At 68.9% G+C, this 21,848-nt stretch carries 23 protein-coding genes and 1 tRNA gene; 12 read left to right on the plus strand and 12 right to left on the minus strand.

Going from position 1 to position 21,848, the window contains the following annotated elements:
• Nucleotides 1-287 precede the first annotated feature (287 nt).
• Both VGJ14_15080 and VGJ14_15085 read right to left on the minus strand, forming a co-directional pair.
• Complete coding sequence (locus VGJ14_15080) at nt 288-668, minus strand: DUF6027 family protein (GenBank protein ID HEY2833752.1); 381 nt, start codon at nt 666-668, stop codon at nt 288-290.
• Between the two features lie 36 nt (nt 669-704).
• Nucleotides 705-1,379, minus strand: a complete 675-nt coding sequence (locus VGJ14_15085; GenBank protein HEY2833753.1) for a helix-turn-helix domain-containing protein — start codon at nt 1,377-1,379, stop codon at nt 705-707.
• A 150-nt stretch (nt 1,380-1,529) separates the two neighbouring features.
• On the opposite strand from VGJ14_15085, the gene VGJ14_15090 reads away from it, so the two are divergent.
• Nucleotides 1,530-2,642: a globin domain-containing protein gene (locus VGJ14_15090; GenBank protein ID HEY2833754.1), complete on the plus strand. Its 1,113-nt coding sequence runs from the start codon at nt 1,530-1,532 to the stop codon at nt 2,640-2,642.
• 35 nt (nt 2,643-2,677) lie between these two features.
• Here the strand turns inward: VGJ14_15090 and VGJ14_15095 are convergent, their stop codons facing one another.
• Nucleotides 2,678-3,406, minus strand: coding sequence for an enoyl-CoA hydratase-related protein (locus VGJ14_15095; protein ID HEY2833755.1), 729 nt, complete (start codon nt 3,404-3,406; stop codon nt 2,678-2,680).
• 215 nt (nt 3,407-3,621) lie between these two features.
• Between VGJ14_15095 and VGJ14_15100 the strand changes: the two genes are divergently transcribed.
• A complete protein-coding gene (locus tag VGJ14_15100; protein HEY2833756.1) occupies nt 3,622-4,902 on the plus strand; it encodes a GAF domain-containing SpoIIE family protein phosphatase in 1,281 nt (426 codons plus the stop codon).
• A gap of 8 nt (nt 4,903-4,910) precedes the next feature.
• On the opposite strand, the gene VGJ14_15105 is transcribed toward VGJ14_15100, so the two are convergent.
• Nucleotides 4,911-5,273: an ATP-binding protein gene (locus VGJ14_15105; GenBank protein HEY2833757.1), complete on the minus strand. Its 363-nt coding sequence runs from the start codon at nt 5,271-5,273 to the stop codon at nt 4,911-4,913.
• A gap of 224 nt (nt 5,274-5,497) precedes the next feature.
• Here VGJ14_15105 and ppk2 point away from each other — a divergent pair, with 224 nt between their 5' ends.
• The 5 genes from ppk2 (at nt 5,498) to VGJ14_15130 (ending at nt 7,900) form a co-directional block, all read left to right on the plus strand.
• Nucleotides 5,498-6,466 carry a polyphosphate kinase 2 gene (ppk2, locus tag VGJ14_15110; protein HEY2833758.1) on the plus strand — a complete coding sequence of 323 codons (969 nt, stop codon included), beginning with the start codon at nt 5,498-5,500 and terminating at the stop codon, nt 6,464-6,466.
• Between the two features lie 123 nt (nt 6,467-6,589).
• Nucleotides 6,590-6,970: a hypothetical protein gene (locus VGJ14_15115; protein ID HEY2833759.1), complete on the plus strand. Its 381-nt coding sequence runs from the start codon at nt 6,590-6,592 to the stop codon at nt 6,968-6,970.
• Nucleotides 6,971-7,009: 39 nt separating this feature from the next.
• Nucleotides 7,010-7,083 (plus strand) — tRNA-Gly (locus VGJ14_15120).
• Nucleotides 7,084-7,262: 179 nt separating this feature from the next.
• Nucleotides 7,263-7,469, plus strand: coding sequence for a type II toxin-antitoxin system VapB family antitoxin (locus VGJ14_15125; GenBank protein HEY2833760.1), 207 nt, complete (start codon nt 7,263-7,265; stop codon nt 7,467-7,469).
• On the plus strand, nt 7,460-7,900 hold the full coding sequence (locus tag VGJ14_15130) for a PIN domain nuclease (protein HEY2833761.1): 441 nt from the start codon (nt 7,460-7,462) through the stop codon (nt 7,898-7,900). Before VGJ14_15125 ends, VGJ14_15130 begins: the two co-directional genes overlap by 10 nt.
• Before the next feature lie 224 nt (nt 7,901-8,124).
• On the opposite strand, the gene VGJ14_15135 is transcribed toward VGJ14_15130, so the two are convergent.
• From VGJ14_15135 to VGJ14_15155, 5 genes are all read right to left on the minus strand, one after another.
• The gene (locus VGJ14_15135; protein ID HEY2833762.1) at nt 8,125-9,237 is read right to left on the minus strand and encodes an LLM class flavin-dependent oxidoreductase; all 1,113 of its coding nucleotides are present in this window, start codon (nt 9,235-9,237) and stop codon (nt 8,125-8,127) included.
• 501 nt (nt 9,238-9,738) lie between these two features.
• Entirely contained in the window at nt 9,739-10,740 is a 1,002-nt protein-coding gene (locus tag VGJ14_15140) for a metal-dependent hydrolase (protein ID HEY2833763.1), read from the minus strand.
• A 45-nt stretch (nt 10,741-10,785) separates the two neighbouring features.
• Nucleotides 10,786-11,751 carry an AAA family ATPase gene (locus VGJ14_15145; GenBank protein ID HEY2833764.1) on the minus strand — a complete coding sequence of 322 codons (966 nt, stop codon included), beginning with the start codon at nt 11,749-11,751 and terminating at the stop codon, nt 10,786-10,788.
• 3 nt (nt 11,752-11,754) lie between these two features.
• Nucleotides 11,755-12,180, minus strand: a complete 426-nt coding sequence (locus VGJ14_15150) for a ribulose bisphosphate carboxylase small subunit (protein HEY2833765.1) — start codon at nt 12,178-12,180, stop codon at nt 11,755-11,757.
• Between the two features lie 7 nt (nt 12,181-12,187).
• Entirely contained in the window at nt 12,188-13,636 is a 1,449-nt protein-coding gene (locus VGJ14_15155; GenBank protein ID HEY2833766.1) for a ribulose-bisphosphate carboxylase large subunit, read from the minus strand.
• Nucleotides 13,637-13,745: 109 nt separating this feature from the next.
• Between VGJ14_15155 and VGJ14_15160 the strand changes: the two genes are divergently transcribed.
• The 3 genes from VGJ14_15160 to VGJ14_15170 all read left to right on the plus strand — a co-directional run bounded on the left by VGJ14_15160 (nt 13,746) and on the right by VGJ14_15170 (nt 16,766).
• Nucleotides 13,746-14,672 carry a LysR substrate-binding domain-containing protein gene (locus VGJ14_15160; GenBank protein ID HEY2833767.1) on the plus strand — a complete coding sequence of 309 codons (927 nt, stop codon included), beginning with the start codon at nt 13,746-13,748 and terminating at the stop codon, nt 14,670-14,672.
• Between the two features lie 124 nt (nt 14,673-14,796).
• Complete coding sequence (locus VGJ14_15165) at nt 14,797-15,888, plus strand: class I fructose-bisphosphate aldolase (GenBank protein HEY2833768.1); 1,092 nt, start codon at nt 14,797-14,799, stop codon at nt 15,886-15,888.
• Nucleotides 15,888-16,766 (plus strand): phosphoribulokinase, encoded by an 879-nt coding sequence (locus VGJ14_15170; GenBank protein ID HEY2833769.1) that lies wholly within the window; start codon nt 15,888-15,890, stop codon nt 16,764-16,766. The genes VGJ14_15165 and VGJ14_15170 overlap by 1 nt, the downstream gene beginning before the upstream one ends.
• Nucleotides 16,767-16,773: 7 nt before the next feature.
• Here the strand turns inward: VGJ14_15170 and VGJ14_15175 are convergent, their stop codons facing one another.
• A complete protein-coding gene (locus tag VGJ14_15175) occupies nt 16,774-17,913 on the minus strand; it encodes an ATP-binding protein (protein HEY2833770.1) in 1,140 nt (379 codons plus the stop codon).
• Nucleotides 17,914-17,915: 2 nt separating this feature from the next.
• Nucleotides 17,916-18,608, minus strand: coding sequence for a response regulator transcription factor (locus VGJ14_15180; protein HEY2833771.1), 693 nt, complete (start codon nt 18,606-18,608; stop codon nt 17,916-17,918).
• Nucleotides 18,609-19,062: 454 nt separating this feature from the next.
• Between VGJ14_15180 and VGJ14_15185 the strand changes: the two genes are divergently transcribed.
• Nucleotides 19,063-19,650, plus strand: a complete 588-nt coding sequence (locus VGJ14_15185) for a hypothetical protein (protein HEY2833772.1) — start codon at nt 19,063-19,065, stop codon at nt 19,648-19,650.
• A 6-nt stretch (nt 19,651-19,656) separates the two neighbouring features.
• Here VGJ14_15185 and VGJ14_15190 read toward each other — a convergent pair whose 3' ends face one another.
• A complete protein-coding gene (locus tag VGJ14_15190; GenBank protein ID HEY2833773.1) occupies nt 19,657-20,238 on the minus strand; it encodes a mismatch-specific DNA-glycosylase in 582 nt (193 codons plus the stop codon).
• 42 nt (nt 20,239-20,280) lie between these two features.
• On the opposite strand from VGJ14_15190, the gene VGJ14_15195 reads away from it, so the two are divergent.
• Nucleotides 20,281-21,753 (plus strand): YdiU family protein, encoded by a 1,473-nt coding sequence (locus VGJ14_15195; GenBank protein ID HEY2833774.1) that lies wholly within the window; start codon nt 20,281-20,283, stop codon nt 21,751-21,753.
• The last annotated feature ends 95 nt before the right edge of the window (nt 21,754-21,848 follow it).

Below are 21,848 nucleotides of genomic sequence, written 5' to 3' on the forward strand. Positions count from 1 at the left end.
GCTCGAACCGCGCGCTGAATCTTTAGTGGAATTCTTGGAAACGGTGCTGGCAATTCGTACCTGATCTGCGGAATAATTACGCACGCAACTCCGTCCGGCGCACCAAGTGCAAATTCGGTGGGGCGCAGAGCGGGGGGCCACGCGGGTGGTGTGTGGTCGGGACGCCAACCACCCGTGCGTGCCGGGACCTCGTTATCGATGCATCCGGCCCGCCGTGGGTGGGAGCCTGTCGGACATGCAGGCTCCCACCCCTCACGGCACATCGCCGCGACCTGACCGCGCGTTACTCAGCTGTCGTAGACCTCCGGGTGCTCCAGCGGGAGCTTGAGCCAGGAGATCAGGGTTTTCAGTTCCGTGTAGGCGGCCAGGCGTGCTTCGTCGGTACCGATCGTCTCGGCTCGTTCCACCGGATCCCATAGCCGGGGCACAATCACCGGGCCGAGTTCCAGCAGACCACCGCTGCCCGCGGTGGCCCACCGCGCCAGCACGTAGCGCGCCAGCGCGCCGACCGGGATGTCGAGGCTCTCGGACATGCCGCGCAGGGTGTGCAGCGGGTCGAGGCGGCAGTAATCGGCGACCTCGGCCTTGAAGTTCGCATCCGGGTCATCGGCCGCCCAGGGCCCGGTCCACCGGTGCAGCTGCACGGTCGGACCGTCGTCGAGATCCATGGCGGCGAGGCTAGGACACGTCCTGGTCCGGTGGAATCAGCCCGTGCCCGGGCCGACGGTGGCCGTGCACCGGCCGGGGCTGACGAACGGCAGCAACCGGCGCACCTGCATGCCGGAGTCCAGCCCATTGAGCACACCCTGGATCAGCGCCTCGTGCATTCCGCACACCAGATCGGGTTGGCGGCGAGCTACCTCGAGGAACGGGCAGTGGCCCAGAGTGACCTCGATGTCGCTGCCCTCGACGGCGATCTGTGGGGCGAAGCCGATGGAATCCAACACCGACTCCAGTCGGACCGCGACCTCCTTGGGTTCGGTGCTGGACATCGCCGGACCGGACTCGGCCAGCAGGTGCTCGCCCCAGGCCCGACCGGTGCGCTCGACGGCCGCCCGGTCGCCGGTGGCGGCCATACTCTGCGCCAACATCTGAGCCAGCATCAGATAGCTGCGACCGCCGGCGACCTCGGTGCGGGCGCGGTAGAGGGCCCGGGGTCGGCCGCGCACCGCACGGGGTTCGCTGGCCTGTTCGGCCATCGCGTCGGAGACCAGGCCACGCAGGTGGAAGCGTGCGGTGTTGGGGTGAATGTCCAGGGTTGCGGCGATCTGTTCCGCCGTCACTGCGACGCCCGCCGCGCGCAGAGCGTCCAGCACCGCGCCGCGGCGTGGGCTGATCCGGGCGCCGAACGGCGGATCGGTGCGTCGAGGTTCGCTCACAACGTCGGTTCTATCGCCCCGCGGCACAGATTCCCCCTTCCGGCGCATCGGATTCTGACTCACAGCCTTCGCCCGCATAATAAAATCAAGGATTCCTGGTAAATAAGGTCGCCCGCCACACGGGCGAAGCGGCGGGACAGCGGGTGAGGTATGGAACGGGAACTGATCAAGGAGAGCTTCGCGGTGGTGGAACCGCAGGCCGACCGGGTCGCCGCCTACTTCTACGCGCGGCTGTTCGTGGAGAGCCCGGAGCTGCGCCAGATGTTCCCGCCGGCCATGGACGTGCAACGCGACCGGTTGTTCGGCGCCGTGGTGCAGATCGTGCAGGGCGCCGACCAGCCCGAGTTCCTGGACTGGTTCCTCAATGGACTGGGTCGCGACCACCGCAAGTTCGGCGTCAAGGCGGCGCACTACGAGGCGCTCGGCCGGGCGCTGCTGGCCGCGATCGCCCGCTATGCCGGCGACGCGTGGACCCCGGAGGTGGAGGCGGCCTGGGTCGCGGCCTACGCGCGCGCCGCGCGCACCATGTTGGAGGCCGCGCGCGAGGCCGCGCTGGACAGCCCGGACTGGTGGCTGGCCGAGGTCGTTTCCCACGAGCTGCGTGCCTCGGACATTGCCGTGCTGCAGCTGCGCCCGGATCAGCCTTTCCCTTATACCGCCGGGCAGTACTGCTCGATCGAGACCCCGTGGTGGCCGCGGGTGTGGCGGTCCTACTCGATGGCGAATGCGCCCCGTGAGGACAACCTCATCGAGCTGCAGGTGCGCAAGATCGATGCCGGGTGGGTGAGCACTTCGTTGGTGCGCAGTGCCCGCCCCGGCGATGTGGTGCGCCTCGGACATCCGACCGGGACGATGACCGCGGAGCGCAACTCCGACCGTGACGTGGTGTGCATCGCCGGTGGCACGGGCTTGGCGCCGCTGCGGGCGGTGGTGGAGGACATGACGCGGTGGAACTGGTACCGCAGGGTGCACCTGTTCGTCGGGGTGCGCCGTCCCGATGAGCTGTACGACATGACCGTGCTGGACGCGATCGCCAAGCAGCACCAATGGCTGTCGGTGATCCCGGTGGTGTCCGAGGAGCCGCGGTATCACGGCGAGCAGGGCCTGGTCGTGGACGCGGCGTTGCGGCACGGGTCGTGGGCGAACCACGACGTGTACGTGTCGGGGTCGGCACGGATGGTGCGCGGGTCGATCGACCGGTTGTTGACCAGCGGGGTGTCGCTGTCCCGGGTCCGGTTCGACAGCTTCGGGGATTTGCGCTAGATCAGCAAACGACCAACCACGGCCATACCCCGCCGTCAGACCGTGCGGCCCAGCGACCACATCTGCGCGGCCTGCTCGGCACGCAACGCGCTGTGCCAGGGCAGCGACCGCGACGCGTTCTGCGCGCGGAACGTTTGCATCGCGGCGCGGACCAATTCCGGATCGGTACACCGGCGGGCGAGTTCCAGGCTGCGCTCGTCGACCTGATCGTCCGGCAGGGCCTCCCAGGCCAGCCCGAGATCAACGAGTCGCTGCCCGACCACCTCCTCGCCGAGCAGCGTCATGGCCACCGATGCCTGCGGGCCGGCGACCTTGTCGAGCAGCATGAAATGGCCGCCACCGGGGTGCAGGCCGATGCGCAGAAACCCGGAGAGCAGTTTGGTCTCCATGGAAACGATGCGCACGTCTGCGGCGAGTGCGAGGTTAATCCCGGCCCCGACGGCGGCCCCGCGCATGGCCGCGATGACGGGCACGTCCAGGGTCCCGGCCGCGACAAAGCACTGGTAGACCTTGCCCAACGCGGCCAGCACTGCGGAGTCGGTGGGGTTCTGCCGAGCCGCGGCCAGCAAGTGCCGGGCCGCGCCGGAGCAGAACGCACCGTTCGCACCGCGCAGTACCAGCGCAGCAACGCCGGGGTCGTTCTGCACGGTTGCCACCGCGTCCAGCAAGGCCTCGGCGGATTCACCGGTCAGCGCGTTGCGGGTCGACGGGTCGTCGAGGGTGATGATCGCGACGGTGCCGTCGATCTGCAGGGACACACTCATGGGCCGCATCCTCCATGGATTGGCGAAATCAGGCGCCGGTGGGTCGTGTCCGGTGCTCGCCCTTGACCCTAGAGACGCCGCGGTCGCGGCTCTCGGCGAACTCGGCCAGAACACGTGTCCGCGTCGTCGGCCGGCAAACGAAGTGGTGCGCCTTGACGGTGCGTATGCAGGCTTCTCTTTCCGAACGCCCGGGCAGTCGCAATAAACTGCGTGCAATGACCACCACCACCGGCAGCGATGGCTTCGCGGCGAACGTGCAGCTGCGACGGATCGAAACGGTGACCGACACCGAGCTGGCGCAGCTCAGTGTGGAAGATCTGCTGGCCGAGTTGTTGGACCGGGTCCAGGGCCTGCTCAGCGTCGACACGGTGGCGGTCCTGCTGCTGGACCCCCAGGCGGACCAATTGGTGGCGAGGGCGGCCAAGGGTATTGAGGCCGAGGTTCGCCAAGGCGTGCGTATCCCGCTGGGTCACGGCTTCGCCGGTCGGGTCGCGGCCGAGCGCCACCCGGTGATTCTCCCCAAGGTTGATCACACCACCGTGTTGAACCCGATCCTGTGGGAGCACGGCATTTCGTCCCTGCTCGGCGTACCCCTGCTCGCCGGTGGCGCCGTGCTGGGCGTGCTGCACGTCGGATCGATCAGCCCGCGTCAGTTCACCGAGGAGGACGTGCAGCTCCTGCAGATCGCGGCCGATCGGGTTGCCTCGGCGATCCAGGTCCAGTACTCGAAGGCCGAAACCGCCGCGGCCGCCCTGCTGCAGCGCAGCCTGCTGCCCGCCCGGCTGCCGGAGATCCCCGGCCTGGAGCTGGCGTCGCGGTACGCGCCCAGCGAGTACGGCGGGCTGGGTGGGGACTGGTACGACGTCTTCATGCTGCCGAGCGGTGCTTGGTGTATCGCGATCGGGGACGTCGTGGGACGCGGCTTCATCGCGGCGGAGGCGATGGGTCGGCTGCGCACGGCGCTGCGCGCGCACGCCATGTACAGCGGCGACGCCGCGGAGGCGCTGAGCCGACTCACCGAGCAGGTGCGGCATTTCGACGGTGCACAGATGCTCGCCACGGTGCTGATGGCGATCATCGAGCCGTCGTTGGACCGCATACAGCTCTCCTCAGCCGGTCATCCGCCGCCGGTGCTGGCGGTACCGGGCGCCGTCGCGCGGACCGTGGCGGTCCCCGCCGATCCGCCGATCGGCATCAACTTCCAGGCGCGGCGCGTGTGCGAGTTCGACCTACCGCAGGACTCGCTGCTGTGCTTCTACACCGACGGTCTGGTGGAGCGCCGCGGTATCTCACTGGACGTGACTCTGGACCGGCTGTGTGCCGCGACCGAATCGGGCCCGGCGGAGACGGTTTGCCGCAACATCATGGGCCGGCTCATCGGTAACGAGCCCACCAACGACGACACCGCGGTGCTGGTGGTGCGCCGGGTGCCCGTGCAAGTGGAGGCCGGCGCGATCGTGGAACCGCCGGCCGGGGTCGCGGTTCTCGCCCCGTAATTCGGCCGCTACGGCCGGGAGAGTCGGAACCACACCGTCTTCCCGCGGGGGCAGCGGCGGACCCCCCAGGACGTGGCAATGGCTTCGACGATGCGTAGGCCCCGTCCGCCCTGCGTGGTTGGTTGCACCGGCGTTACCGCAGCCGTGGCGTCGCCGGCGTCGGAAATCTCCACCTCCAGTCGGTCGCTCCTGATGTTCACCCGGACCCGGGCCTCGGTCCGGGCATGGCACACCACGTTGGAGACGACCTCGCCGGTGAGCAGGATGGCCTCGGCGCACAGCCGTGGCGGGAACTGGGCCTCGAGGCATCGCCGCTGCACGTACTGGCGTGCCGTACGCACGGACTCCGGCACCGGCGGGAGCACGATCACCGATGGGTCCGCACAATCGGAGCCACACTCGTGCATGTTCGGGGCCTACCCACGAGATTGGGCGTGCAAGCCACGCGCCGCCCGTTCAGCGGAGACCCGGGCACCCTCGGCCTTCTTCGGCGCCTCGCCGGCGTGACCCGTGTTCGGACATCGTCTGCCTTCCGGACCCCCGGGGTATGCCTGAGGTTGACCTCGAATCCGCCGGGGCTCCGTTGGATGCGGACATGCCCTCCACTGATCATCCCGCCCTCGTTTTGCCCAGCCAACTGATCGAGGTTGCCGACGCCCTCGGGCAGGACCCGCGCGACCTGCGGGTGGAGTACGAGGAGGACGGCGAGCCGGTGCTGCGCCTGCCGGACGGGGGGGTGGTGGACACCTGGCGCGAGGACTATCCCTACTCCCAGCGGATGAACAACCTGGAGTACGAGCTCACCAAGCGAACGCTGCAGATCGAACTGCTCAAGCTGCAGACGTGGATCAAGGAATCCGGTGGGCGGCTGGTGATCGCCTTCGAGGGCCGCGACGCCGCGGGCAAGGGCGGCACCATCAAGCGGTTCATGGAACACCTCAACCCGCGTGGGGCGCGGGTGGTGGCGTTGGAGAAGCCCACCGAGAAGGAACGCGCGCAGTGGTACTTCCAGCGCTACATCCACCACTTGCCCGCCGCCGGGGAGATCGTGCTGTTCGACCGGTCCTGGTACAACCGGGCCGGTGTGGAGCGGGTCATGGGGTTCGCCGGCCCCGATGAGTACCTCGAGTTCATGCGCGAGGTCCCGGAGCTGGAGCGGATGTGGATCCGGTCCGGCACGCACCTGGTGAAGTTCTGGTTCTCCGTCACCCGCAACGAGCAGCGCACCCGTTTCCTGATCCGCCAGATCGACCCGGTGCGCCAGTGGAAGCTGTCCCCGATGGACCTGGCCTCCCTGGACAGGTGGGATGCCTACACCGCGGCCAAGACGGCGATCTTCCAGCACACCGACACCGACGACGCGCCGTGGACCGTGGTGAAGAGCAACGACAAGCGCCGCGCCCGGGTCGAGGCCATCCGGCATGTGCTGGCCCGGTTCGACTACCCGAACAAGGACTTCGGGGTCGTCGGCGATCCCGACCGGCGCATCGTCGGTCGCGCCCATGAGGTGCTCGAGGCCGAGGAGGACGGCAGCGGGCCGGACCGGTGGGTGACGTCTAACTGACGCTACGTCACACGTGACGGCAGTCACCTGCCGTGAGACCTCTTTTCCGGAACAAGGCTTCTGCGCCTGATGTTTCCCCAGTGCCTTCCGAAACTGGGCGGGCAGTCAGGCTAGGAGGACCCCATGACGACCATGGCGCAGGGAAGAGACACCGATCACACCGGACTACGGGTCCGGGTTGCTCCCCCCGTCAGCCCGCCGACGTTGTTCGGCCGGGAAAGCTCGGCGGAGTTGGTCGAGGCCGGATACGACCTCGCGCGTCGGGCGATCGGCAAGGCGCTGGAGCGAGTTCCGGTCGCTGACGCGGTGCGTGGCCTCACCGAACTGGCCGAACACCGAGACCAGGTGCTGCGGATGGCGGAGGACTACCTCGGCTACACCACGTTCGACGTGCCCCTGGCCGCCCAGGTGGATGCGCTGGTGCTCGTCGAGGGCGCGCGCACCGGGCTCGCCGCCGCGCACACGCGGCGCTCCGGCCGGTTGGCCTTCTGGTTCCGCCACTGATCGTCGGGGCAGGCGGCGCTACACTGCTCCCGCAGTCCTGCGGGTGTAGTTCAATGGCAGAACATCAGCTTCCCAAGCTGACAGTGCGGGTTCGATTCCCGCTACCCGCTCCAGCTGAACTGGGCTTTTTCTCTCTCCCTCATAGTCGCTGGCCATGGCTGCGAGTGGCCCTTGTAGGGCCCCTATGGACCGTGTTTTGGTCCGCGTTCGGTCCACGTCCCGGGTCGTCGGACGAGCGCGACACTCCAACAATGTATATACTGCCTCGACGTCTTGTATATATGGGGTGATTATGGCGAAGACGTTGATCGACATCGACGAGGCTCTATTGGAGCGGGTCGCGGCGCAACTGGGGACGCGGACGAAGAAGGACACGGTGACCCGGGCGTTGGAGTTGGTGTTGCGGGCGGCCGCGTTCGACGACGCGGTGGAGTTCGCGCGGGCCGGGGGTCTGGACGACGCGAGTGACCCGGCGGTGATGAAGCAGGCATGGCGGTAGCCGACTACCTGCTCGACAAGAGCGCGTTGGCGCGTATCGGTGTCGAGCCGGTGGCGGGCAGGCTGCGTCCGCTGGTGGCCGCCGGTCGCACGGCGACCTGTGGGATGGTCGCGTTGGAGTTGTTGTTCTCCGCGCGCAACGGGCCCGACCACGAACGCATCCGTGACGGTTTGGGGGCTCACGAGTGGCTGGCGACCGAGGATGAGGACTTCGCTGCCGCGATCGATGTGCAGGCGCAGCTCGCGCGGACCGGGCATCACCGGGCGGTGCCGTTGCCGGACCTGCTGATCGCCGCGGTCGGCGCCCGGCACCGGGTCACCGTGCTGCACTACGACGCTGACTTCGAGCGGATCGCCGCGGTCACCGGCCAGGCGGTGGAGTGGGTGGTGCCGCCAGGGTCGCTGGACGAGCCCGTCACCGGCACCCGATAGCACCCCCGCCGTGCGCCGCCGGTCCGGAGTGAATGACGGCGCTGCTGGTGGGGTGGTTCTCCGACACCACGAACGGCCTTGGCGTCCTTCAGTGCCGCCTCAGCGTGCCGTGGCCCGTCCGAAGATGTGGTGGTCGTGCCGGTACCGGCGGCAGGCATTGCCTTTGAACGGGGAAATGATTGCTGGTCAGAACATCCCTCGACACAGTGCGGGTTCGATTCCCGCTACCCGCTCCACTCAGGAACAGCCGCCGAGCGGCCGGGTGCCCGTGGCGCTAAGGACTTCAGCCTCGGCATGACCTCGCGGGCGAAGGTGCGCATGTTCCGCTCGGCCTCCTCCGGTGGCATGCCGCCGTACCGGAAGACTCCCACGACGCTGTCGGATCCGACGAGATCGGAAAAGGCCACGATCTTCTCGAGGACCTGCTCCGGCGTGCCCCAGGCGTGCAGCCCGATGTAGAAGTCGGTCATCCGCTCCATGCCGCCGGGCGCGGTGAGCCGGTCATACATCAGCCCGTGGAACTCATAGCCGGGCGTGGCCTTCAGATGCGGTTTGTCGAACTCGTAATGGTCGACGACCGAGGCCCAGTACGCGCCGATGTACTTTCGCGCCATCTGCTCGGCACGTTCGGCGTTCTCGTCGACGAACACCCACTGCCCCACGATTGGTGGCGGCGGCTCGGCCCCGATGGCCTGCAGGTAGGTCTGCCGGTACGTCGCGACATCCTCCGCAACCAGGTGCCACGGCTTCTGCGGGATGATCAGCACCCCGGTGCCCAGTTGCGCCATGATCTGCGCGGACTCCGGGGAGATTGTTGCGGAGTAGATGCGGTCCTTGAACGACGCGTACGGGCCCGGTCGCAGTTCGACCCGCGGCTGCTTGACGATCTCGCCGTCGAACTCCATGACGCCGGTCTCCAGCGCCTGCATGATGGCCAGCGCGGATTCCTTGAATGAGGTCCGCGCGGCCGACATCGGTACCCGCAGTCCGTCGAACTCCACCTTGCCGGTGCCGCGTCCGATGCCGAGGATCACGCGGCCGCGGGACATGTGGTCGAGCAGCAGGATCTGCTCGGCGGCGCGCAGGGGGTCGTGCCAGGGCAGCACCATCACCATCGATCCGAGTTTCACGGTCGTGGTCCGCCCGGCCAGGTAGGACAGGAACTGCAGGACGTCCGGGGACATCGCGTAGTTCGTGAAGTGGTGCTCCAGCCCCCAGACGGAGTCGAAACCCAGCGGCTCGGCGAGATCAGCCAACGCCAGATCTGCCGCCCACACCTCCCGATCGCTCAATGTGCCGGCGAAGGCCTGGAACACCGTCGTCATCCCGACGTGCATGGGTACTGCCCTCCTCGGCCACATCCGGACCTGCCGCCCGCGACGGAACCCCGGATTGGGTATCCATCCTCACGCCGCCGGTCCGGTCCGCGGAGTCTGCCCCCTTGGTGCCGCTGTTTTGCCCGCGATGCCTAGGTCCGCCTGCACTGGCCCCGGCGATCAGGCCGCGAGGGCCCGCATCGCCGTGCGGCGCACCGGGGGAGCGACCGCATCACCCGTGGGCAGAATCGCCCCGCCGTCCTCGAAGAGGATCAGGCCATTGCACAGCAGTGCCCAGCCCTGCTCGGGGTGAGAAGCGCAGCGGTGCGCCGCGTTCTGCTCTGCGGTGCCAACACTCGGGCATCGGGGTTCGTGATCGCACATGTCCATCGCCTCATTGCGTGGATTCTTCCGGGACTTCGCTATCTCCAGCAGACGCCGATCGCGGCCGAAGCGCAGGAGTAGGTCCCTACCTTCTTCCCGGCTCGCTCCTACCCGCGCTTCCGGTCGGGTAGCTCGGCCTCAGCTCCGACGCAGATCGAAAAGTGCCCCATCGACGCCGAAAAGTTCCGTCCGCCAAGCACCGATCAACTCGGTGTCGTCACATTCGTCGGGGTGGAAGCCCCTGCGGTGATAGCTCGACAGCCGCCGCAGGGCGTCAACGGAGATGAACGGCGAGCGCCGCAATGCCCAGAGGTTCCGTGCCAGGCGGCCGGGGTGCCGTCGGACGGAGGGATCCCGGGCAAGCGACACCAGGGTCCAGATGCCCGTCTCGAGCACGAAGTTCACGTGGACGAGCCACATCGCAGTGACCCGCATCCGTTCGGTGCCCTCGAGCGCCCGGTAGACGTCGAAGGCGACCGCCTTGTGCTCCAGCTCTTCGAGTGCGTGCCAGACCATGAGATAACGGACGGCCCGGTGTCCGAGGGCGGCTCGAGCCTCGGCGTCGGCGAGCACCGTCCGGGCGAGCGTCGCGGTGTAGTGCTCGAGCGCGGCCACGATGGCCACATTCATTGTCTCGCTCAGGAACCGCTCTCGGAGCCGGGTCAGCCCACGGATGTAGGTGTCGATCGGGCGCGTCGGGTATCCCAGCGTCGCCAGGTGTTCGTTGAAGGCTCGGTGCTCAAGGCCGTGCATCGACTCTTGCCCGATGAAACCGTCGACCGCCTCCTGGAGGCGGGATTCGGTGATCCGGGAGCGCACGGACCGTACGGACCGGATGAAATAGGCCTCTCCCTCGGGGAACACCGACGACTGCACCGCGAACAGGTGACTGATCAGGACGTCGCCATCGCCGGCGTAGTGCCTCGGCACGTCCGAGAACCATTCGTCGAACTCCATCGACCGTGTCGGCACGGCGGTGCCGTCGGCCTGAGGCGAACCCATGTGATAGCGATGCCCGCCGGTACCCGACACAAACAGGCTCCCCGGTTCGAGCAGGCCCACTGCAGCGAGCACGAAGGCGCCGGTACACAGGGAAACCATCCGGGCACCGGCCCGGCCCGCGTCGCCCCGGCGTGCCACGCCGAGCTTGAGGCAAATGCTCGCGCGGGTTCGCCACCGCGATCCTTACACCGGCGGCAGGCCCTCGCGGCGCGGGAACACCCGACTGGCCCGGATGTCCGGAGCCGTCAGGGTCATCAGGTCCCCGCGCGAGATCGCCGTGTCCAGGGAAACCAGCCGATGCGCCTGGCGTAGCCGGGCCCGCTCCAGGGCGTTGCGCACGCTGCGCGCCTGCGCGAACCGGGGCTGGGTCATCCGCAACTGCAGGTACTCCGCGAACGTCGCCCGGGCTTCGTCGTCGAAGGCGTACTGATCACGGGACAACATCAACTCGGCGATCTCGGCCAACTCCGCCGGGGAGTAGTCGGCGAACTCGACGTGATGAGCGACGCGTGAGCTCAACCCCGGATTCGAGGCGAAGAAGGTCTCCATGCGATCCGGGTAACCGGCGAAGATCACCGCCATGGCTCCGCGCGCCGCCTCCATCTCCTGCAACAGAATCTCGATCGCCTCCTGCCCGTAATCGCGTTCGTTGTCCGGCCGGTACAGGTAGTACGCCTCGTCGATGAACAGCACCCCGCCCGCGGCGCGGGCAATCGCCTCCTTGGTCTTCGGTGCGGTGTGCCCGATGAACTGGCCCACCAGGTCCTCCCGGGTGACGGCATGCACCCGCGGCACGCGGAGATAGCCCAGGGCGTGCAGGATCTCCGCCATCCGCAACGCCACCGTCGTCTTACCCGTGCCGGGCGCACCGGTGAAGCTCATGTGCAGCGAGGGAAGCCCGGCGGCCAGACCGAATCGGGTCCGGGCGCGGCCCACGGTGAGCTGCGCGGCGATCTCCCGGATGCGTTGTTTGACCGCGGCCAGCCCGACCAACTCGGCGTCCAGCGTCGCGAGGACGTCGTCGACCCGGGTGCGGGCCGGGTCCGCGCGCAGGTCGATCAGGTCCTCGGCGGTGAGCGCTGTCGGCTCCACGGCCTCGTCGCCGGCGGCGGGCGGGGTCGATCCGGGCCGCTGCATGTCGAAGCCCACGCCTCAGCCCTCGCCGTACCGGGCTCCACCGGGGCGCTCCGTGGCATAGGAGTGCACGCCGTAGCGCTGCACCCGGCCGTGCACCTCGACGCGGTCGAGGCGAAAGCCGGGCTCCTCCGCGGGGCGTTGCACCAGGAAGCTCAGCGCCGTGGTTTGCCGTCCCAGGCTCGGGTCGTAGGCCATGACGCGGACGTAGTGCTGCGGGAACGCCGCCCGACAGGCCTCGATCTCCCGCAGCACCCCGTCCGGCTGATCGAGATCGAACAGGGGGAGGCCCCACATGTCCCAGTACACGTTGCGTGGGTGCGGATCGTCGGTGTACTCGACGGACAGCGGCCAACCCCGATCCAGCGCGTAGCGAATCTGCTCGGCGATCTCCACCTCCTGCAGCGCAGGCAGGTAGGAGAACGTTCCGTGGCGCAGGTACATGACTCTCCTAGGCGGTCGCGACGGCGAGAACGTCGGGGGCGTCGGTGGAGGCGTAGTCGAACGTGACGTCGCCCCAGGTGGTCAGCGCGGCGTCCAGCGCCGGACAGTGCCGCGCGGCCGCGCGCAGCAAGTCCGGCCCCTCACGCAGCAGATCGGCGCCGCGGTTGCGGGCCTGCACCATCGCCTCCAGCGCCACCCGGTTGGCCTCCGCGCCCGCGGCAATGCCCATCGGATGGCCGATCGTGCCACCGCCGAACTGCAACACCACGTCCTCGCCGAGGTAGTCCAGCAGTTGATGCATCTGGCCGGCGTGGATGCCGCCCGAGGCCACCGGCAGCACGCCCGGCATGCTCGCCCAGTCCTGCTCGACGTAGATGCCGTGGCCGGGATTCAACGGGATGTGGTCGCGGCGCAGGGTGTCGTAGAACCCGCGAGTGGTGTCCAGGTCGCCCTCGAGCTTGCCCACCACGGTGCCGGCGTGAACGTGGTCCACCCCGATCAGCCGGCACCACTTGGCGATCACCCTGAAGCTGACGCCGTGGGTCTTCTGTCGGGTGTAGGTGGAGTGGCCGGCCCGGTGCAGATGCAGCAGCACGGAGTTGCGCCGGGCCCAGCGGGCCATCGACTGCATCGCCGAGTAACCAACCGTCAGATCCATCATCACCACGACGCTGCCGAGCTCCTTGGCGAACTCCGCGCGCTCATACATTCCCTCGACGGTGGCCGCGGTGATGTTCAGGTAGTGGCCCTTGATCTCACCGGTCTCGGCAACGGCGCGGTTCACCCCCTCCATGCAGTACAGGAAGCGATCCCGCCAGCGCATGAACGGCTGCGAGTTGATGTTCTCGTCGTCCTTGGTGAAGTCCAGTCCGCCCCGGCACGCTTCGTACACCACGCGTCCGTAGTTGCGTGCGGACAGACCCAGCTTCGGTTTGACCGTCGCGCCGAGCAGGGGCCGGCCGTACTTGTTGAGCAGTTCTCGTTCCATGACGATGCCGTGTGCCGGCCCCTGGAATGTCTTCACATACGCGACCGGGATGCGCATGTCCTCCAGGCGCAGGGCTTTGAGCGGTTTGAACCCGAAGACGTTGCCGATGATGGAGGAGGTGAGGTTGGCGATCGAGCCCTCCTCGAACAGATCGAGGTCGTAAGCCACGTACGCCAGGTATTCCCCCTCGCGGCCCGCCACAGGTTCCACGCGATAGGCCTTTGCCTGGTAATGCGTGTTGGCGGTGAGGCGGTCGGTCCAGACCACGGTCCAGGTCGCGGTGGAGGATTCCCCGGCCACCGCCGCGGCTGCCTCGTGCGGCGCGACACCCGGCTGCGGGGTGATGCGGAACACCGCCAGCACATCGGTCGGCTTCGGTATGTAATCCGGTTGGTAGTACCCCATCGCGGCATAGCTGTGCACGCCCGGATCCCACCGCTCCCGCTCACCGTTCCGCGTGTCGGCCACGGCACCTCCTCGGTTGTCGACCTGAACCCATCCTGGGTCGGGAATCCTGCGCCGTCTATCAAGTGTTTTCGGCAAAGCATGAGCAATAGCTCATGTATTGTGGTCGCCCGTGACGCCCGCCCGGTTGCGCACCTTCCTGGCCGTGGTCGATGCCGGCTCGGCGCGGTCGGCGGCCGCACAGTTGCATGTGACGGAGTCGGCGGTCTCCGCGTCGTTGGCCGCGTTGACCAAGGACCTGGGCGTCGCCCTCGTCGAACGGGAGGGGCGCGGGCTGCGGGTGACGCCCGCGGGCCTGGTGTTCGCGGGCTATGCGCGGCGCATCCTGGGCTTGATCTCCGAAGCGGTCGAATCGACCCGTCAGGACGTCGACCCCGAGCGGGGAGGTTTGCGGTTGGCCGCAGTGACCACCGCGGGCGAGTACCTGCTGCCACCCCTGCTCGCCGGGTTCCGGCGGGCACATCCCACCGTTCGTCTGTCGGTGGAGATCGGCGCGCGGGACCACGTGCTGCGCCGGATCGCGGAGCACGCGGTGGACGTGGTCATCGGTGGACGTCCACCGACCGGCAGTGGGTTGCGCACCTGGGCCTGGCGTCCCAATGCGTTGGTGGTGGTCGGCGCGGAACGCACCACCGGTCTCGGCACCGCCACCTGGTTGTTGCGTGAACCCGGCTCGGGCACGCGCGATGCTGCGCTCACCTGGTTGCAGTCGCGGGGACTGCAGCCGCCCACGCTCACCCTCGGCTCGCACGGGGCGGTGGTTGCCTCGGCGGTGCAGGGCCTGGGTGTGACGTTGGTGTCCGCGGATGCGGTGGCGCACCTCCTGGAGGACGGGCGATTGGTTACCATCAGCGCGCCGGGCACCCCGCTCACCCGTCCCTGGCATGTGGTCGCCCGGCCGCTGCCCAACCCCACCACCCGCCTGTTCCTCACCCACGTGTGCGACCCGACGGTGGCCGGTGCGGTGGCCTTCCGGGCCGGTCGACCACACCCCGTGAAGCGGGTCGCAGTCCACCCCGCAGATCGCCCGCGCGGGTGAGGGAGCCCGGCCGCGACAGCGCATAGCGTCCGGGACGGAGGGCGCATCTCCGGGGTTGTTGGCCCTTCCCCGGGGATGCGCGCCTCGCCATTGACACCCGCCCCCCGACCGCAGGAGTGCCCGCGTGCCCGACATCGTGACGACCGCGCGCCGCCTGGTGCGACCCGGCCGCGGCATCCTCGCCGCAGACGAGAGCATCGCCACGATGTCCGCCCGGCTGGACGCCGTCGGAGTGCCGGCATCGGAGGCCACCCGAAGGGATTACCGCGCGCTCCTACTGACGACCCGTCAGCTGTCCAGCTGGGTTTCGGGCATGATTTTGTGCGACGAGACGCTTCGGCAGACCCTGCCCGACGGCACCCCGTTCGTGGTGGCCGCGCGCGACCTCGACATCCAGCTGGGCGTCAAGGTCGACACCGGAGCGGTGCCGCTGCCGTTCACCGCCGGCGGCCGGATAACCGAGGGCCTCGACGGCCTGGCCCGTCGGTTGGCGGAGTATCGCGAGCTCGGTGCGACCTTCGCGAAGTGGCGCGCCGTGCTCGAGGCAACGGGCAGCAGCACCCGCACGATCAGAGCCAACGCGCACGCACTGGCGCGCTACGCGGCGCTGTGCCAGGAACACGAGATCGTGCCCATCGTGGAGCCGGAGATTCTCATGGACGGCCGCCACGAGATCGAAATCTGTCAGGTTCTGACGCACGCGGTACTTGGAGAGCTGTTCGAGCAATTGGACGTCATGGGTGTCGACCCGGCCGGCATCGTGCTCAAGCCGAACATGGTCGTTCCCGGTACGGGTTGCCACCAGCGCAGCTGTGGACCGGAGGACGTGGCCCGACGCACGCTCAAGGTGCTCGAGGCGCAGGTGCCCGCGGGCGTGCCCGGCGTCGCGTTCCTCTCCGGCGGCCAATCGAACGCACGCGCCTGCGCCAATCTTGCGGCGATCAATGAATTGGCGGGCCCGGCGGTGCCGTGGGCTCTGACCTTCTCCTTCGGTCGGGCGCTGGTCGGCGACGCGCTGCGCACCTGGCGGGGTGATCCAGCTGCGGTGGCCGCGGCGCAGCAGCGGCTGGCCGAGAACTGCGCGCGCGCCGCAGCGGCGTGCGTCCGCTCCGGGTTGGTCGAGATGGCAATGGCGGGGAACGACCACCGCGAGGAGCGGTTCGGCCGTGAGGAATCGCCGTTGTTCAACAGTCGCACCCTGTTCCGGGGGCGGTGATGTCGCCGCGGCACCCGGTAATGGCCATCACCGGATCCTCGGGCGCGGGGACCAGTTCGGTCACCCGCACGGTGCAACACATCTTCCGCCGCGAGGGCATCGATGCAGCGCTGGTCGAGGGCGATGCCTTCCATCGCTACGACCGCGCCGCGATGAAGGGCGCCATGGCCGAGGCGGAGGAGGTCGGCAACCGTCATTTCTGCCACTTCGGCCCGGAGGCCAATTTGCTCCCGGAACTCCAGACGTTGTTCCGGGGCTACGGCGAGACCGGCACCGGACTGGTCCGACGCTATCTGCACGACGACGCCGACGCCGCGTCGTTCGGCCAACCGCCCGGTACGTTCACCGCCTGGGCGGACATCCCCGCGGGCACCGACCTGCTCTTCTACGAGGGCCTGCACGCCGGCGTGGTCACCGACGAGGTCGACATCGCCCGCTACGTCGACCTGCTGATCGGCGTGGTGCCCATCATCAACCTGGAGTGGATTCAGAAGCTGCACCGGGACCGCACCGCCCGCGGATATTCCAGTGAGGCGGTGGTCGACACGATCCTGCGGCGCATGCCGGACTACATCAACTACATCTGTCCGCAGTTCTCCCGCACCCACGTCAACTTCCAGCGGGTGCCCACGGTGGACACCTCGAATCCATTCATCGCCCGGCACATCCCCACGGCCGACGAGAGCTTCCTGGTGATCCGGTTCCGCGAGCCCCGCGGCATCGACTTTCCCTACCTGCTGTCGATGTTGCACGACTCCTTCATGTCCCGGCCGAACGTGATCGTCGCGCCCGGCGGAAAGATGGAGCTCGCGATGCAGCTGATCCTCACCCCGATGATCCTGCGCCTGGTGGAGCACCGCCATCGATTGGCTGCCTGACCTGCGCTCAGTCCACCGGAAGTTCGACGAACACCCGGGTGCCGCGTCCCGGTGAGCTCTCCAACCGCAGTTCGGCGCCCAGCAGCGCGGCGCGTTGCTCGATCGAGGACAACCCGAAGTGCTGCCGGGTCGGGTCCTCGGGCTTTGTCCGGGTGGTGCGCGCCTCCTGCAGCGCGAACCCCTGGCCGTCGTCGGTGCAGCCCAGCACGAGCGCGTCGCCCGCTCGTCGCAGCGACACCACGATGCGTGCCGCGCCGGCGTGCCGGATTGCGTTGCTCAGTGCCTCCTGCGCCATGCGGTACAGCGCGGCGGCGGCGTGTGCCGGGACCTCGCCCAGCATCGCGGGCGGGTCGGTGAGCAGTTCCACCTCGGTGCCGGCGGCCGGGGTCGAGGACTGGATCAGGGATTCCAGCGCGGCCACCAGACCGAGATCTTCCAGCACCAGGCTGTGCAGTCCGGAGATGGCCGCCCGGGTCTGGTGATAGGCCAGGTCGGCCAACTGCTGGGCAGCCGCGATCTGCGTCTGGGCCACTGCGGCGGCCCCGAGATCCCGCACCGCCAGATCCGCCGCGTTGAGGTGGAAGGCCAACGAGGCAAGCACCGTGATCACGCCGTCGTGTAGGTCGAAGGCGATCCGACGGCGTTCGTCCTCCTGGGCAGAGATGGCCGCCGCGATCAGCCGATCGCGTTCGGCGCGATGCCGCCCGACGGCCTGCCACAGCTGCTCGGTGTGCATGCGCAGGCCCAGCGGTGCGGCCAGTTCGATGGCCCGGTTCAGTTCGTCCTCGGTGAACGGCCGCGCGGCACTTCGGTAGGCGGCGAGGACACCGACGATTTCCCCATACAGTCCCGGGATGGGCGCGCAGATGCGGCTGATGGCGTCGGCCGGCCCCATGCCCACCAGGCGGCGATGAGTCAGGTTCCGCGGCGAGTCCCGCACTATGCGCACCGGTCGACCGTCTCGGGCCACTTGACCGGTCACGCCGAAACCCAGCGGGATCCGCAGGGATTCCGCGATCCGCGCGTCACGGGGTGCGCAGGCCGCGACGAACAGGTCATCGCTGTCCACCGCGAAAACCACGACGCTGTCCGCGGACAGATGCTCCAGCAGGTAGTCACAGTCAGGCGGGGCTGCGTTCTGACGCACAATCAACGAAAGACACCCTCGCGCAGTGCGACCGAGACGGCACCCGCCCGGTCGGCCACCTCGAGCTTGCGATACAGACCGCGCAAGTGCGTCTTGACGGTGTCCTCGCTGATCACCAGCGTGCCCGCGATCGCCTTGTTCGAGTGGCCGGCCACGAGCAGGGCAAGCACCTCCGATTCGCGTTGGGTCAGGCCCAGGTGCGCACCTGGCCAGAACTCCCCGGCGGAGATGCGCGCCGCGGACAGCGCCACCCGCCCGGCCAACGCCGGATCCACGACGGTCTCCCCGTCCCGGGCGCGCCGCAGATGACCGACCAGTTCGGTGGCGTCCACCCGCTTGAGGATGTAGCCGGACGCGCCGACCCGTAGCGCTTGGAACAGGTAGTGCTCGTCGTCGTAGACGGTCAGTAGCACGACACAGATGTTCGGATGGCGGGTGGTGATCGCCTGGCACAGGTCGATCCCGCTCGCCCGCCCCAGCCGGACGTCGCAGAGCACGACATCGGGCTGGGTGTCCGCGACCACGGCCAGCGCGTCGTCGTAGGTGGTGGCGGTGCCCGCGATCACCACCTGGTCGGAGAAGTGGGCCAGCATCGCCGTCAGGCCGTGCAGCACCATTTCGTGGTCGTCGACGAGCACCAGTCGCAGCGCCGGGCGCTGCCCGGTGGCAACCGACGATGCGCTCGGCGCGGACATGACGGACAGGCTATGGCGGTGGCGGGGTCCGCGACGATAGTCCGCCTCACATTTCATCCCCGTGCTCCCCCTGCGGGGGGAGGGAAGCGGGGCAGAAGCCGCTGTGTCTGTGACCGAACCGGAGTGCCCCTCGGAACTGACATGTATTCTGACGCTACATCAGGTTGCTCACCGGTAGGCAATTCCTGTGAGAAACCTAACGGCGCGCCGATTTGGTTTCTGCCATGACGGATGTTCAAATCACTCCGGTCCTTTCGGACGCCGAGTGTCAGGGGTTGCGCTCGGCGAGGTTGAAGCGACGCCGGCGTCTGTTCGTGGCTCGTTTCACGGGCACGAGCAGGTGGATTTTTTGGCGCGCACAAGCGGCCATCGCAAGCCAAGGACCGCCGGCACAAGCGGTCACCGCAAGCCAAAAACTGTCGGGCTGCGCCGGACCGCCGCGGGGGCGGGCCTGGTGCTGGCCGTGATCGCCGGGGCGTGCACCGTCCCCCGGGCGCCGGTGTTGGCCGCTGCGCCGGACCAAACGCCGGCCCTCGCGCAGGCCGACGTGCGGGTCATGCCCGAGCCGGCGAGCCGCGGATGGGGCCGACCGCCGCTGGCGCTCAAGGCCCCCGCCAAGGTCGGTGCCGCGCAGACCACGCCGGGGTTCGAGCCACCGCAGGCGCCCGGGCTCGACTTGGCGGCGCTGCGCCGCGCGCAGCACTACATGGGCACCACGGGTCCGTGGTCGCGCCTGTGCCTGCGGTTCGTGCGCAAGGTCTACGGGCTGGACGCGCGCGACCGCAGCGCAATCGTCGCCTGGCATGAGTCCCGGTCCAAGCACCGCGGGGATCCTCGGCCGCCGGCCGGGGTCCCGGTGTTCTGGGCGGGTGGCGGACCCGGCCACGTGGCCCTCTCCCTGGGTAATGGCTGGGTGCTCACCAGCGACTACCCCTCGCGCGGTCACGTCACGAAGGTGACGATCAGCGCGCTCGACGAGGCGTGGAACCTGCGGTATCTGGGCTGGACCGACGACCTCGAGGGCGTCGTGGTTCACCGGTGAGCTGATTCACGACGGCGGCGGGTAGACGTCGATGCCCGCCGCCACCGCGATCTGCCGGTACGCCGCGGCCAGATCCGCCAACCGCGCGTGCGCGTTCAACCCACTGGGATTGGGCGCGACCCACAATTGCGCCCCACCCAGGTCCTCCGGCTGCCGGCCGGAGAGGGCCCGCGGCCGGTCGAACGCCACGCGGTACGCCGTCACCCCGAGCACCGCCACCACCACCGGGCGGATCCGGTGCACCCGGCGCAGCAGCGCCCGCTCGCCGGCCACCAACTCCTCGCGGCTCAACTCGTCGGCCCGCGCGGTGGCCACCGGCACGATGTTGGTGATCCCCACCCCGCGGTCCTGCAGGTGCGCCAGGTCCTCCGGCCGATACCCGGTGCCCGCCGCGATCAGCCGGTCGCTGATGCCGGCCCGGTACAGCGCCGGATAGAACCGATTGCCCGGCCGGGCGAAGTGCGCCTGCACCGCCGCGGTCAGCAGCCCCGGGTTGATCCCGACGAACAGCAGCTTCGTCGACGGCCCGAGCAGGTCCGGCAACCGCGTGCCGCGGAATGACTCCAGCTGCGCCCGGGTGAACCCCACGCGCGCAGCATGCCGTGCCGTCGCCGGGTTAGCCTCGAAGGCATGAGTGTCGCGACGGGCGTGCAGTTCGAGTTCGACAACTCCTTCGTGCGTGACCTGCCGGGATTGTTCACCCCCTGGCAGCCGCAGGCAGTGCCCGAGCCCGCCCTGATCGTGCTCAACGAGCCGCTGGCCCGCGAACTCGGCCTCGACCCCGCGGCGCTGGCCGCACCCGACGGCGTGCAGATCCTGGCCGGCAACACGGTGCCGGACGGCGCGGCGAGCGTCGCGCAGGCCTACGCCGGACACCAGTTCGGCGGCTACTCCCCGCGGCTGGGCGACGGGCGGGCCTTTTTGCTCGGCGAGATTCTCGACACCAACGGCAACCGCCGTGACCTGCACCTGAAGGGCAGCGGACGCACCATCTACTCCCGCGGCGCCGACGGCCGCGCCGCGCTCGGCCCGATGCTGCGCGAATACATCATCGGCGAGGGCATGCACGCCCTGGGCATCCCGACCACCCGCGCGCTGTCTGTGGTCTTCAGCGGCGAGCACATCGCCAGAGACACCGGCCTGGTGCCCGGCGCCGTCCTGGTCCGGGTCGCGGCCAGCCACCTGCGCGTGGGCAGCTTCCAGTACGCCCGCGCCGCCGAGGATGACACCCTGCTGCGTCGTCTCGCGCTGCACGCCATCATCCGCCACCACCCCGCTGCCACCGCCGACCCGAATCCCTACGCCGCGCTGCTGCGCGGCGTCATCGAGGTGCAGGCCGCGCTGGTCGCGCAGTGGATGGGCGTCGGCTTCGTACACGGGGTGATGAACACCGACAACGTGACGATCTCCGGCGAGACCATCGACTACGGGCCCTGCGCGTTCCTCGACGGCTTCGATCCCGCCGCGGTGTTCTCCTCGATCGATTCCGGCGGCCGCTACGCCTACCAGAACCAGCCCGCGATCACCCTGTGGAACCTGACCCGGTTCGCCGAAGCGCTGCTGCCACTGCTCGCCGAGGACGGGGCGGACATTGAGATCGCCAAGGCCGAACTGGAGCGCTTCGCCGGGCTTTTCGAGGAGCGTTGGCTCCGCCTCATGCTGGGCAAGATCGGCCTGCCGGCGGACGGCGGTGACATGGCGCTGGTGCAGGGCCTGCTCGGCACGCTCGCCGGACAGCGCGCGGATTGGACCGGCTCGTTCCGCGCCCTGGCCGACGTGCTGCGTGGGGAGGACCCCGACGCGTCGTTCTTCCACCCCGACCCGGTGCGCGCCTGGGTGGCCGACTGGCGCGTCGCGTTGGACGGCGCCGGGATCGTGCCCGAGGCCGCAGCCGCCGCGATGGACCGGATCAACCCGCTCTACATCCCGCGCAACCACCTCGTCGAGGCCGCGCTGAGCGCCGCCGAGTCCGACGACCTCACCCCACTGCACGACCTCATCGACGCCATCACCCACCCCTACGACCGCCGTCCCGGCCTGGACGCCTATGCCCAGCCGGCCCCCGACAACTTCGGCCCCTACCGCACCTTCTGCGGCACCTGAGCGGTCCGCGGAGTACCCCCGAAAGCGCAGAACGGTACGGATAGGACGCGGGATTCGCGTACGGTTCTGCGCTTTCGGGGAGAACGAGTGTTGCT

It is taken from the genome of Sporichthyaceae bacterium, from assembly GCA_036493475.1.
In the GTDB taxonomy this organism is placed as follows: Bacteria; Actinomycetota; Actinomycetes; order Sporichthyales; family Sporichthyaceae; genus DASQPJ01.